We start from the raw sequence: 12608 nt of genomic DNA, 5'->3' as shown, positions 1-12608 counted from the left end.
GCTCGCGCGGCGCGGTGGCGACGGGATAGGAGGGCGACAGGGTCATGCGGACTCTTTGGGCCACCCCGGCGAGCTCGGCACGGTAGCTGACCGCCAGGATCAGCACCGCGACAATGCCGGCCCAGATCGCGGCATGGCGCGCCTTTTCGGCCCAGCGGATACGGCCGACGTCCAGCATGGCGGTGGAGAACAGGGCCATCATGAAGACGCCCCAGCCCACCCAGGCCCAGTCCGCCGGCGAGCTGATGACGCCCGGAAAGGTCTGAAGAAGGGCCCACACCCCGAGCATGACCGCGGCCCGGCTGGCGAGCCAGATCAGCAGGCGCAACGGCGTCACGCTGCGCTGAGGCGGCTCGTTCTCGTCAGGCTGCCAAGGTCCGGTCACGCACGCTCCGTCTGCGAGTTCCGCGCGCGGAGGTTAGACGGCGCACGCCGCCGCCCGCCAGGGGGCGATCAAAAAAAGACGGGGCCCACCCTTCCCAAAGGCGAGCGGGCTACCTAGCTCAGGGATCGCAGGCCGGGCCCCTCTGGCGATCCATAGCTCTCCTCCCCGAGCGGATCGCGATGTCGGACTGCATCGGGTGCGCTCGATGCTGGGTCCTAGAAGGTTTGGCCCCCCAGTCCTCGGTCCCGGTCTTCGGGCGCACCCGTTCCCTTGAACAGATGTCATGGAGCGCCCCATCCGATGCCTCTGCTGCTTTGCCCCAACTGCAACACCTCGATGTCGGCCGTCAGCCGGCAAGCCGTGGAGTTCGACATGTGCCCGTCCTGCCGGGGCGTCTGGCTGGACCGTGGGGAGCTTGAGAAGCTGATCGCGGCGGGGCGTGGGGACGCGCCGGCCCAGGAGACCGCCGCGCCGCGCATCTGGCGCGAACCCGAGCGTCCTCGGCGCGACTATGACGACGACGATGACCACCGTCACCCCAGCCACCGGCGCAAGAAGCGCTTCGACCTGTTCGACATCTTCGACTAGAGCCAGCCGAGCGCCGCCTCGCCCCGCAGGATCGCCTCGGCCTCGGCCGTGTGCTTGGCGCCTTCGCGCGGGTGCAGGACCAGGGGCGGCAAGAGCCGCAGCGGCGCCTTGCCCGTCTTGAGGGCGCGGATCAGAACCCGCTTGGCCGGCGCGTCGGCGTGGGCGTGGATGGGCCGGACCTGGAAGGAGCCCGCCTTGGGCGCCAGCAGGGCCAGGATGTCGGCCAGGCGATCGGCGCGGTGGATCAGGGTGATGCTCCCTCCCTCGCGCACCGCCTTCAGCAGGAAGCTCGTCCAGGCCTCGAGGCCGCCATCGGCCATCCAGGCGCCCTGCTTGGCGGGGGCTGGCGCCCGGAGGGCCCCGCGGTCGTCAAAGAACGGCGGGTTGGCCATCACCGTGTCGAAGGGGGCCAGGCCCAGGGTCTTGAAGGGCAGGGCCACGTCGCCCTCCAGAATCTCCACCCGGGCGGCCATATCGTTCAGCGCCACGTTCTCCCGGGCCAGGGCGGCGGCGGCGCGATCGCGCTCCAACCCGACGAACAGGGTCGCCGGACGCCGGGCCGCCGCGGCCAGCAGGGCGCCGCCGACCCCGCAGCCAGCGTCCAGCACCCGGGCGCCGTCCGGTGCGTCGCAGGCGGCCGACAGCAGGGCGGCGTCCATGCCCGCGCGGTAGCCGTCCGGCGCCTGACGCAGGCGCACGCGACCGTCCAGCAGCCGGTCCTCGGGTGTTGCGTCCATGTCGGCTTGCTGACTCGTAATCGCCATATCGGCACGGTGGGGCGTTGTGCTCTCCTTGACCGTGCCTTATCGCGTCACCATTGTCCCCGCAAACGGCGGTCCCCCCGTATCGCCGTGCCTAGACCAGGAGTCCTCGTGGCCGCAGTCAGCGCCCCGGTCACCCGAAAGCCCGCCTCCATCGACGGCCTTATGGAACTCGCGCAGCCCGACATGGCCGGCGTCGACGCCCTGATCCGCGATCGGATGCAGAGCCCGGTGGCGGTGATCCCGGCCCTGGCCGAACACCTGATCGGCGGCTCGGCCAAACGTCTGCGGCCCCTGCTGACCATCGCCGCGGCGCGCCTGTCGGGCGCCCAGGACGATTCCTGCCTGAAGCTGGCCGCAGCCGTGGAGTTTATCCACACCGCCACCCTGCTGCATGACGACGTGGTGGATTCCTCGGAGCTTCGCCGGGGCAAGGTCGCCGCCCACCTGATCTGGGGCGCGCCGGCCAGCGTCCTGGTGGGGGACTTCCTGTTCGCGCGCGCCTTCGAACTGATGGTCGAGGCCGGCTCCATGCAGGCCCTGGAGATCCTGGCGCGCGCCAGCCGGGTGATCGCCGAGGGCGAGGTGCTGCAGCTGACCCGCGCCCACGACCTGAACCTGCACCAGGACATGTACCTGGAGATCATCAAGGCCAAGACCGCCGAGCTGTTCGCCGCCGCCGCCGAGGCCGGCGCGGTGTCGGCCGGCGCCAGTCCCGAACAATGCCTGGCCCTGCGCAAGTACGGCCAGGACCTGGGGGTCGCCTTCCAGCTGGTGGACGACAGCCTGGACTACAGCGGCGTCAGCAAGGATCTGGGCAAGAATCCCGGCGACGACTTCCGCGAGGGCAAGGCGACCCTGCCGCTGCTACTGGCCGTGGCCCGCACGCGGGGCCGCGAGGATGCCTTCTGGGAGCGGACCATCAACAAGGGCGACCGGACGGATGACGACTTCCGCCGGGCGCGCGAACTGATCATCGGCACGGGCGCCTTGGCCTCGACCCTGGACGCCGCCGACGAGTATGCCGACGCGGCCAAGGCGGCGCTGCGCGTCCTGCCCGCCAGCCCCTGGCGCGACGCGCTGGAAGGCCTGGCGGACTTCGCGGTCAGCCGCGCGGCTTAACGCAGCGAGGCGGTGAACCGCTGGATGCGGCTGCAGGCCTCTTCAAGCACCGATTCCGAGGTCGCGTAGCTGATTCGGAAATAGGGGCTCAGGCCGAACGCCGCCCCGTGCACCACGGCCACCCCCTCGGCCTCCAGCAGGGCGGAGGCGAAGGTCTCGTCCGTGTCGATGACCGTACCGCCCTGGGTCGTCTTGCCGATCAGTCCATGAATCGACGGATAGACGTAGAAGGCCCCTTCCGGATTCGGGCAGCGGACGCCTGTCGCCTGGTTCAGCATCGACACGACCAGATCGCGACGGCGTTCGAACGCCTGACCGCGTTCGGCGATGAAGTCCTGGGGCCCGTTCAGGGCCTCGACGGCAGCCGCCTGGCTGATGGAGGAGGGGTTGGACGTCGTCTGGCTGGCGACCTTGCGCATCAGATCGATCAGGGGCTTGGGCCCGCCCGCATAGCCGATCCGCCAGCCGGTCATGGCATAGGCCTTGGACACGCCGTTGACCGTCAGGGTGCGGTCGTAGAGGTCCGGCGCGACCTGGGCGATCGTCGTGTACTCGAAGTCGCCGTAGGTCAGGTGTTCGTACATGTCGTCGGTCAGGACCCAGACCTGCGGATGACGACGCACGACGTCGGCCAGGGCTTCCAGCTCGGCCCTCGTGTAGGCGGCGCCGGTCGGGTTGGACGGCGAGTTGAGGATCAGCCACCTGGTCCGGGGCGTGATCGCGGCCTCCAGAACCTCGGGGCGCAGTTTGAAGCCGTCGGACTCCTCGCCCGTGACGAAGACGGGCTCGCCGCCGGCCAGCAGGACCATGTCCGGATAGGAGACCCAGTAGGGCGCCGGCACGATGACCTCGTCGCCGGGGTTCAGCGTGGCGACGAAGGCGTTGTAGATCACCGGCTTGCCGCCCGAGGCGACGTGAACCTGCGCCGCCGTATAGGTCAGGCCGTTCTCGCGGGCGAACTTGGCCACGATGGCCGCCTTCAGCTCGGGCGTGCCGTCGACGTCGGTGTATTTGGTCTCGCCGCGCTGGATGGCGGCGATGGCGGCGGCCTTGATGTTGTCCGGGGTGTCGAAGTCCGGCTCGCCGGCGCCCAGGCCGATAATGTCGCGACCGGCGCGCTTGAGCTCACGGGCCTTGGCGGTGACCGCGAGGGTGGCGGACGGCTGGACGCGGGCGAGGGCGGCGGATTGCAGTTGTGACATGGCGATTCCCGGGGAGAGCGGCGTTGTCTCTTACGCAGTTGCGAAAGGCGGATCAAACCGTGAGGCTCGCGCGTCCGGCTCCGGGGATGCTAAGCGGCCCCTTCATGAAGCGCATTCTGGACTTCATCCTCAACATGGAGGGCCGGCGCTGGCGTACGGCGCTGGCGGCCGCCCTGCTGCTTGGGGCGACCGTGGGCCTGCTGGCGCTCGGCAAGAGCCAGTTCGGGCTGGCGGCCGAGGAGAACCTGGAAGGCTGGCTGCAGGGCTATCGCGGCAGCCCCTGGGCCTTCGCCGCGACGGTGGCCCTGTTCGTGGTCGCAGCGTTTATCGGCGCCCCCCAGTTCATCTTGATCGCCGCCTGTGTCGTCGCCTTCGGGCCGTCGCTGGGCTTCTTTTACAGCTGGGCGGCGACGGTGGTCTCTGCAGGGGTGACCTACTGGCTGGGGCGGGGACCCACGGCGCGGACGCTGGACCGGTTCGGCGGCAAGACCCTGGACCGGCTGAAGCGGTTCGTGGGCAAGAATGCCTTCTACGCCAGCTTCATGATCCGCAACGTGCCGTCGGCGCCCTTCATCGTCGTCAACATGGCGTTCGGCGCGACGCGCGCCTCGTTCCCGGCCTTTCTGGCGGGCTGCGCCCTGGGCGTCCTGCCGAAGACGGCGCTGGTCGCCTTCTTCGGTGGGGCGGTGGTCGCGGCCGTCAGCGGCGACGGCGTCTGGACCTCGCTCATTCTGGCCGGTGTCGCCGTGGTCTGGATGGCGCTGATGCTGGGCGTGCGCGAGCTCGTGAGGCGTCGCGAGCGGATGGGCGACGAGGCCGACTAACCTTCAGAGGTCGGACATCGCAGAAGCCCAAGCGGGGCCGTAACCTGGTCGTGATCGGATGCGGTCGCTCGCGCGGCATCGGGGCTTGTATTCGCCTGCCCATGAGGGCAAACGGGCCACGGCCGGTCAGGCGAGGACGATCAGGAAATCCGTGGCGTGTGGGGATACGCGCCGGATGGGGCGTCGCCGAAACCGGTCGAACTGCAGCGCCTTGAAGGCCCCAACCGAACGGTATTCGACCCCCATGAGCTTCTCCCTTTTCGGCGCCATCTCGAACGACATCGCGATGGACCTCGGGACCGCCAACACCCTGATCTACATGAAGGGCAAGGGCATAGTTCTGAATGAGCCGTCCGTGGTCGCACTGCGCAACGTCGGTGGCCGGAAGATCGTGCACGCCGTGGGCATCGAGGCCAAGCAGATGCTGGGCCGCACGCCCGGTCACATGGAAGCCATTCGCCCGATGCGTGACGGGGTCATCGCCGACTTCGAAGTCGCCGAGGAGATGATCAAACACTTCATCCGCAAGGTTCATAACCGCAAGGGTTTCGTGAACCCCAAGATCATCGTCTGCGTTCCGTCGGGCGCCACGGCGGTCGAGCGTCGCGCCATCAACGATTCTTGCCTGAACGCCTCGGCCCGTCGCGTGGGCCTGATCGACGAGCCGATGGCCGCCGCGATCGGCGCCGGCCTGCCGATCCACGAGCCCACGGGTTCGATGGTCGTCGACATCGGCGGCGGCACCACAGAGGTGGCCGTGCTGTCGCTGTCGGGCATCGTCTATTCGCGTTCGGTCCGCGTCGGCGGCGACAAGATGGACGACTCCATCATCAGCTACATGCGCCGCAACCATAACCTGCTGATCGGCGAGACGACCGCCGAACGCATCAAGAAGGACATCGGCACCGCCCGCATCCCGGCCGACGGCGAAGGCCTGTCGATCGAGGTCAAGGGCCGCGACCTGATGCAGGGCGTCCCCCGCGAGGTCCGCATCTCCGAGCGCCAGGCTGCTGAAGCTCTTGCAGAACCCGTCTCGCAGATCATCGACGCCGTGAAGGTCGCGCTGGAGGCCACGCCTCCGGAGCTGGCCGCCGACATCGCCGACAAGGGCATCATGCTGACGGGTGGCGGGGCCCTGCTGCGCGGTCTGGACGCCGAGATCCGCGATCACACCGGCCTTCCGGTCTCGGTCGCCGACGATCCGCTGTCCTGCGTGGCCATCGGTTGCGGCCGCGTTCTGGAGCATCCGCGCTGGATGAAGGGCGTCCTCGACTCGGCCCTCTAGGCCCCGGTTCGAGCGCTGCCGCAAATCCTTGTGATTCCGGCGTAATCGCCGGTTTCAAACTGGTCCGGTTTTTGCGATAGGCTGCACACAGCGGCGGGTGGCGTCCCGTCGATTCTGACCTCTATTGGAAGGCTAGGCCGTGGCGTTTCGCGACGGACCGTTCGAGTCGCTGAAAGTGCCGCTGGCGTGGACCGCCGCGGTCGTGACCGGGGTCGCCATCATCGCCTCGATCGTCATGATCCTGGCCGACCGCCGCCACGACGCGGCGGGCGACAGCTACGGCCCTGTGCGTGCAGGCTTCGACGCTGGGGCCGGCCCTGTAAACGGCATCCTGGCCTGGCCCGTGCGCTGGGCAGGCAACGCCACCGACTATGTGAAGGGCTATTTCTTCGCCGTGTCGGAGAACCGCCGCCTGCGCGCCGAGCTCGAAGAGCTGCGGCCGTGGCGCGACCAGGCCATCGCCCTGAAGAACGTCAATGCCCGCTATGAAGCCATGCTGGGTCTGCGGACCGAACCGCCCGTGGCCATGGCGACGGCGCGTTCGATCTCGGAATCGCGCGGCCCCTTCATAAACGCCCGCCTGCTGGACGCGGGCACGTCGAAGGGCGTGCGCATCGGCAATCCCGTGATCAACGAGGATGGTCTGGTCGGCCGCGTCGTCGGCGCGACTGGCGGAGTCAGCCGGGTGCTGCTGCTCACCGACGTGGCCTCCCGCACGCCGGTCCTGATCGACCGCACCGACGCCCGCGCCATGCTGACCGGCGACGGGTCGGGCAATCCGCGTCTGGAGTTCGTGCGTGGCCAGGACTCGGTCCAGGCCGGCGACCGCATCCTGAGCTCCGGCGATGGGGGCGGCTTCCCACGCGGCCTTCCCATCGGCGTCGCAGCGCGCGGCATCGACGGTTCCTGGCGGGTCAAGCTGTTCAGCGATCGGGGCGCCATCGACTACGTGCGCGTCATGCTGTTCCAGGACTTCGGCCAACTGGTCACGCCTGACGCCCTGAACGCCCCGCCGCTGGCCGGACTGGGCGCCGCCCCGGCGCCGACCGCCGAGGCCGCCGCCGCCATCAGCGACGCCGCCGCCCGCCGCGACCGCGCCGCGACCGCGACAACGCCCGCGACGCCTGCCCAGCCAAGGCCCGCCGAGTGAGACGAGCCGTCGCCATGCGGGTCGTTGGGCCGACCCAGTGGGTCCTCTACCCCGCGCTTGTCGCCATCGCTCTGACGGTTCTCCTGGCCACGCCGGTGGAACTGTTCGGCCTGAAGCTGCCCGAACCGGTCCTGCCGCTGATCCTCGCCTTCGCCTGGCCCCTGATCCGTCCGTCGATGGTCGCACCCGCCATGCTGTTCGGTCTGGGTCTGTTCCTCGACATGTTCTGGGGCGGGACGCTTGGCCTGTGGCCGCTGTGCCTGCTGAGCGTCTACGGCGTCGTCCTCGCCTCGCGGAACCTCCTGGCCGGTCAGGAAACCCAGATACTGTTCGTCTGGTATGCTCTCTGCGTCCTGGCCGCCTTCATCGTGGCGTATCTGGTGGTCACATTGGATGCGGGCCGGGCGCCCAGCCTGCTGGCCCTTCTGGGGCAAGTCGTCCCGACCCTGCTTCTTTTCCCTGCGGCCGACTGGATGATCCAGCGGTTCGATGATGGCGACGTGCGGTTCAGATGAGCAGCGAACCTTCCATCTTCTTCTCCGACGTGAACGAGCGTCAGGGCTCGTTCCTGCGCCGCACCTTCGTGGTCGGCGGTCTGACGGTCTTGGGCGTGACGGCCCTGACCGTCCGCTTGGCCCAGCTGCAGGTCGTCCAGGCGCAGGAGTATTCGACCCTCGCCAGCCAGAACCAGTTCAACTTCCGCCTGGTCCCGCCTCCACGCGGCCGCATCCTGGATCGCAACGGCGTCACCATCGCCGGCAACCGGCCGAGCTTCCGCGTCCTGGTCGTGCGCGACGAAACCAAGGATCTGGACCAGACACTGGATCTGCTGGGCCGCCTGCTGCCGGACACCCTCGACCGCCGCCGGGCGATCATCCGCGACGTCAACGCCGCCCCGCGCTTCAGCCCCGTCCCGGTCAAGAGCGACCTGACATGGGAGGAGTTCGCCAAGGTCAATCTCTACGCTCCCGAACTGCCGGGCGTCATGGCCGACATGAACGAGGCCCGCTACTACCCCTTCACCGGCGCCTTCGCCCATGTGATCGGTTATGTCGCCAAGGTTTCGGACCGCGACATCAAGGCCATCCGCGACAAGGGCGAAGAGCCGCCGCAGGTCATGTTCAACCCGGGCTTCCGCATCGGACGCACCGGGGTGGAGAAGGCGCTGGACGCCCAGCTGCGCGGCGAGGCCGGCGGCAACCGGGTCGAGGTCGATGCTCGCGGGCGGGTCGTGGCCGAGGACGTCGGCGGTTCGCGTCCGGCCGTGCCCGGCCAGGACGTGGTCCTGACACTGGATGCCGACATCCAGAACCGGGCGCTCGAAGTGTTCGGTGAGGAGTCCGGCGGCTGCGTCGTCATGGACGTCCGCAACGGCGACATTCTGGCCATGGTCTCGGCCCCGTCCTTCGATCCCAACCTGTTCGTCAGCGGGGTGCCGACGCGCACCTATCGCGCCCTCGCGGACTATGAGCGGCGGCCGCTCACCGACAAGGTCATCGACGGCACCTTCGCGCCCGGATCGACCTTCAAGCCCGTGGTCGGCCTGGCGGCCCTGCGGCGCGGGGTCAGCCCGGATCGGCGGATCACCTGCACCGGCGGCTACTATCTCGGGCGTCGGTTCGCCTGTCTGGGCCGTCACGGTTCGCTGGATATGCGCAATGCCCTCAAGGCGTCGTGCAACGTCTATTTCATGACCCTCGGCGTCGAGATGGGCCCCGACGCGATCGCAGAATCGGCGCGCGACCTGGGCCTTGGACAGATTTTCGACATCGGCATCGACGGCCAGAAGCGGGGCCTGGTGCCGGACACCCAGTGGCGTCGCGACAACCCGGTGCGAGGGGACGGCAAATGGTACCCGGGCGAGACGCCCAGCTATTCGATCGGGCAGGGGGCGCTGAACGTCAACGCCCTGCAGTTGGCGGTTTACACCGCCCGCATCGCCAACGGACAGAAGGCGGTCATGCCGCGCCTGATCAAGTCGATCGGCGGTGTGGAGCAGCCCCATAGCGCCGCGTTCACGGACCTGCCGTTCGATGCCGACCTGGTCAAGGTCATGCGTGACGGCATGGAGGCCGTGACCGACGTCGGCGGAACCGGCTTCCGCAACAGCCAGCTGGGCCTCGGCGCGGTGCGGATGGCGGGCAAGACCGGTACGGCCCAGGCCCGAAACTATGGTTCGGGCTCGCGCAGGGGCGCAGGCCGGCCTTGGGGAGAGAAGGACCACAACCTCTTCATCGCCTACGCCCCGACCGACAACCCCCGCTACGCCGTGTCCGTCATCGTCCAGCACGGGGGCATGGGCGGCGGCACCGCCGGCGCGCCCCGGGCGCGTGAGATCATGCGGGTGGCCCTGTTGAAGGATCCCGAGATCCGGGCTCGGATTGAACAATCCGGCTTCGAGGCTGCGGCGCTGGATCCGACGCCTCTGGCGGAGGATGGACCGCCGGCTCCTGCGACCGCTCCGACGGCTCCGGCCGCCGACGCGGGTCCGCGGCCCTATCTGCCCGGCGCCCAATGACCGCGTCAGCCCTGACCCGCCCCGGCGAACGCGATCGCCTTTCGGTCAAGCTGTCCCAGATCGACTGGCGGCTGGTGAGCCTCATGTGCGTCATCGCCGGCGTCGGCTGTGCGATGCAGTATTCTATCGCCGGCAGCAGCTGGCAGCCCTGGGCCCTCGATCACCTGGTGCGCTTCTGCGCCCTGCTGGCGGTCATGCTGGTCCTGTCGATGGTTGATCTGAAGTGGTGGTTCCAGGCGGCCTATCCGATGTACGGCGTGCTGCTGATCATGGTTCTGATGATCGAGTTCACGCCCCTGGGCTACGAACCGGCAGGAGCAGGGGCGAAGAACTGGCTGAACCTTGGCTTTACCCGTATCCAGCCGGCCGAGTTCATGAAGATCGGCCTCGTCCTGGCCCTGGCCCGCTGGTATCATGACCACAGCGCCAAGGAGGCGCGTTGGCACTGGAAGCTGATCTTCCCGATCGGGATGATCGGGGTGCCCTTCCTGCTCGTGGCCAAACAGCCGGACCTGGGCTCGGCCATGATCATCGGCCTGACCGGGGCGGTCGTCATGTTCCTGGCCGGGCTGAGCTGGCGGATCATAGCTGCGGCGATCGCAGCGGCCGTGGCGGTGATCCCGCCCTTCGTGATGTTCGTGATGCACGACTACCAGCGGAACCGGGTTCTGACCTTCCTCAGTCCGGAATCCGACCCGTCCGGCACCGGCTACAATATCATCCAGTCCAAGATCGCCCTCGGCTCCGGTGGTCTCCTGGGACGGGGCTATGGTCTCGGAAGCCAGAGCCAGCTGGAATTCCTGCCAGAGCGCCAAACCGACTTCATCTTCTCGACCCTGTCGGAGGAGTTCGGCTTCGTCGGCTCCTTCACCGTGCTGATGTGTTACGTCGGGATCATCCTGATCGCCCTGCGCATCTCATCGCTCTCCCACAGCCATTTCGGGCGGATCGCCTCGGCCGGCATGGTCGCCTTCTTCGCCCTGTTCGTCCTGATCAACGGCGCCATGGTCATGGGTCTCGCGCCGGTCGTGGGCGTGCCGATGCCGCTGCTGTCCTACGGCGGCTCGTCCATGCTGACGGTGATGATCGGCTTCGCCCTGGTCATGGCCGTCCGGGTCAACCGCTACGCCGAACTGCCCAAGGGCAACGGCCTGTTCTGACTGATCCGCGAGGGGAATTTATTCTCCCAAAACCCTTGCGTAGGACGGTGCTGATACCGACATCGGCTTCGGGTCGTTGAAGCGTTCGCAACCGCCCTCGACGCGGTCGTCCGTTTCGTCCGTTTCGTCAGGGTATCTTTGGTCCGGGCGAAGCGGACTCAGATTGCGGTGCGGGCGGCCTTCACCTTCGCCGACAGGACCGCGCGCGACTTGTCATGGTCCGCTTCAAGCCGCCGCCGCTCCGCGTCCAGCGCCGCCTGCCGGTCATTCAGCACCTGACCCGTTTCGGCCTGTTCGGCGTCCAGGATTTCCAGTTCGGCTTCCAACGCCCTGAGCTTCGCCCTGGCTTTGGCGTTCCCGGGCTTGGCCTTCCGCTTCTCCGCCTTGCCGACATCCACCGTCAGGCCGAGAGTGATCACCGCGCCAGGGGAGGCGAGGGCGGCGTCGCGGTCCGGGCCGTCGTCGACCTCATGGGCCAGACCGGTCTTGAACAGGTCCTGATCGACGCCCCAGGCCTCCAGAGCCTTCGGGCGCGAGGACGCCGCCACCGTGAAGGCGTGAAAACCGTCGGACCAGGTGAAGACCTTCAGCTTTGCCGCCATCCCGCGCTTACGCGCAGGAGGCCGGGCGGGTTCCGCCTAAATCGTGGCCGCCCAGTCGGTGGCGCGCACCAGACTGTCGATGATCCCGGGTTCGGTCGAGGCGTGGCCGGCGTCCGGGACGACATCCAGCTTCGCTTCCGGGAAGGCGCGATGCAGGGCCCAGGCGCTGACGATCGGGGTGACCACGTCGAACCGGCCCTGAGCGATCCAGGTCGGGATATGGCGGATCCGGCCGACGTTCTTGAGCAGCCAGCCCTCCTCGGGGAAGAAGCCGCCGTTGACGAAATACCAGCACTCGATCCGGGCGAAGGCGACCGCGAAGTCGGGCTCGGCGAACTTGTCGGGACGAGCCGACGGGCCCTCGACGCTGACGGTCTCGCCCTCCCAGCTGGACCAGGCGATGGCGCAACGCGCCCGCTCTTCCTTGTCGTCGCCGGTCAGACGCTTGTAGTAGGCGCCCATCAGGTCGTGGCGCTCATCCTCGGGGATCGGGGCGACGAACCTCTCCCAGGCGTCCGGGAAGATCATCGAGGCGCCGTCCTGGTAGAACCAGTGCAGTTCCTTCTTGGTCAGCAGAAAGATGCCGCGCAGGATCAGGGCGTCGACGCGCTCCGGATGGGTGATGGCGTAGGCCATCGACAGGGTCGAACCCCAGGAGCCGCCGAAGACCGTCCATTTGTCGATGCCGCAGCGTTCGCGCAGCCGCTCGATGTCGTCGATCAGTGTCCAGGTGGTGTTTTCGTCGAGCGACGCGTTCGGCCGGGACTTGCCGCAGCCGCGCTGGTCGAACAGCACGATACGGTAGATGGCCGGGTCGAAATAGCGCCGCATGCCTGGGTTCACCGCCCCGCCGGGGCCGCCGTGAAGGACGAGCGCGGGCTTGCCTTGCGGGTTGCCGCACTCCTCGTAGTAGATCTCGTGCGCGCTGTCGGTCTGCATCCATCCGGACGCGAAGGGCTCAAGCTCGGGATATAGCTCGCGTCGGGGCGTCTCGGTCACAGGAAAGGCCAT

General features: G+C 68.3%; 13 protein-coding genes. 8 read left to right on the top strand and 5 right to left on the bottom strand.

Annotation, left to right across the window (positions count from 1 at the left end):
• The coding region (locus RMO01_RS03710) for a hypothetical protein (protein WP_309627699.1) at positions 1-385 on the bottom strand (385 nt) is incomplete at its 3' end.
• A gap of 300 nt (positions 386-685) precedes the next feature.
• Between RMO01_RS03710 and RMO01_RS03705 the strand changes: the two genes are divergently transcribed.
• Complete coding sequence (locus RMO01_RS03705; protein ID WP_309627698.1) at positions 686-973, top strand: zf-TFIIB domain-containing protein; 288 nt, start codon at positions 686-688, stop codon at positions 971-973.
• Here the strand turns inward: RMO01_RS03705 and RMO01_RS03700 are convergent.
• Positions 970-1710 (bottom strand): methyltransferase, encoded by a 741-nt coding sequence (locus RMO01_RS03700; RefSeq protein ID WP_309627697.1) that lies wholly within the window; start codon positions 1708-1710, stop codon positions 970-972. The genes RMO01_RS03705 and RMO01_RS03700 overlap by 4 nt on opposite strands.
• A gap of 189 nt (positions 1711-1899) precedes the next feature.
• On the opposite strand from RMO01_RS03700, the gene RMO01_RS03695 reads away from it, so the two are divergent.
• On the top strand, positions 1900-2856 hold the full coding sequence (locus RMO01_RS03695) for a polyprenyl synthetase family protein (protein ID WP_409013040.1): 957 nt from the start codon (positions 1900-1902) through the stop codon (positions 2854-2856).
• Here the strand turns inward: RMO01_RS03695 and RMO01_RS03690 are convergent.
• Positions 2853-4058 carry a pyridoxal phosphate-dependent aminotransferase gene (locus tag RMO01_RS03690; RefSeq protein WP_309627696.1) on the bottom strand — a complete coding sequence of 402 codons (1206 nt, stop codon included), beginning with the start codon at positions 4056-4058 and terminating at the stop codon, positions 2853-2855. The genes RMO01_RS03695 and RMO01_RS03690 overlap by 4 nt on opposite strands.
• Before the next feature lie 104 nt (positions 4059-4162).
• Here RMO01_RS03690 and RMO01_RS03685 point away from each other — a divergent pair, with 104 nt between their 5' ends.
• From RMO01_RS03685 to rodA, 6 genes are all read left to right on the top strand, one after another.
• Positions 4163-4882: a VTT domain-containing protein gene (locus RMO01_RS03685; RefSeq protein ID WP_309627695.1), complete on the top strand. Its 720-nt coding sequence runs from the start codon at positions 4163-4165 to the stop codon at positions 4880-4882.
• A gap of 244 nt (positions 4883-5126) precedes the next feature.
• Positions 5127-6167 (top strand): rod shape-determining protein, encoded by a 1041-nt coding sequence (locus RMO01_RS03680; protein ID WP_013269710.1) that lies wholly within the window; start codon positions 5127-5129, stop codon positions 6165-6167.
• A 139-nt stretch (positions 6168-6306) separates the two neighbouring features.
• Positions 6307-7317: a rod shape-determining protein MreC gene (gene mreC / locus RMO01_RS03675; protein WP_309627694.1), complete on the top strand. Its 1011-nt coding sequence runs from the start codon at positions 6307-6309 to the stop codon at positions 7315-7317.
• 14 nt (positions 7318-7331) lie between these two features.
• Entirely contained in the window at positions 7332-7832 is a 501-nt protein-coding gene (locus tag RMO01_RS03670) for a hypothetical protein (protein WP_309627693.1), read from the top strand.
• On the top strand, positions 7829-9835 hold the full coding sequence (gene mrdA, locus RMO01_RS03665; RefSeq protein WP_309627692.1) for a penicillin-binding protein 2: 2007 nt from the start codon (positions 7829-7831) through the stop codon (positions 9833-9835). Before RMO01_RS03670 ends, mrdA begins: the two co-directional genes overlap by 4 nt.
• A complete protein-coding gene (gene rodA / locus RMO01_RS03660) occupies positions 9832-10995 on the top strand; it encodes a rod shape-determining protein RodA (RefSeq protein WP_309627691.1) in 1164 nt (387 codons plus the stop codon). The genes mrdA and rodA overlap by 4 nt, the downstream gene beginning before the upstream one ends.
• A 158-nt stretch (positions 10996-11153) precedes the next feature.
• On the opposite strand, the gene RMO01_RS03655 is transcribed toward rodA, so the two are convergent.
• The gene (locus RMO01_RS03655; protein ID WP_309627690.1) at positions 11154-11597 is read right to left on the bottom strand and encodes a hypothetical protein; all 444 of its coding nucleotides are present in this window, start codon (positions 11595-11597) and stop codon (positions 11154-11156) included.
• A gap of 36 nt (positions 11598-11633) precedes the next feature.
• Complete coding sequence (gene pip / locus RMO01_RS03650) at positions 11634-12608, bottom strand: prolyl aminopeptidase (protein WP_309627689.1); 975 nt, start codon at positions 12606-12608, stop codon at positions 11634-11636.

The sequence above is a fragment of the Brevundimonas sp. genome (assembly GCF_031412435.1).
Lineage (GTDB): Bacteria > Pseudomonadota > Alphaproteobacteria > Caulobacterales > Caulobacteraceae > Brevundimonas.
This window is presented reverse-complemented; position numbering and strand designations above follow the sequence as displayed.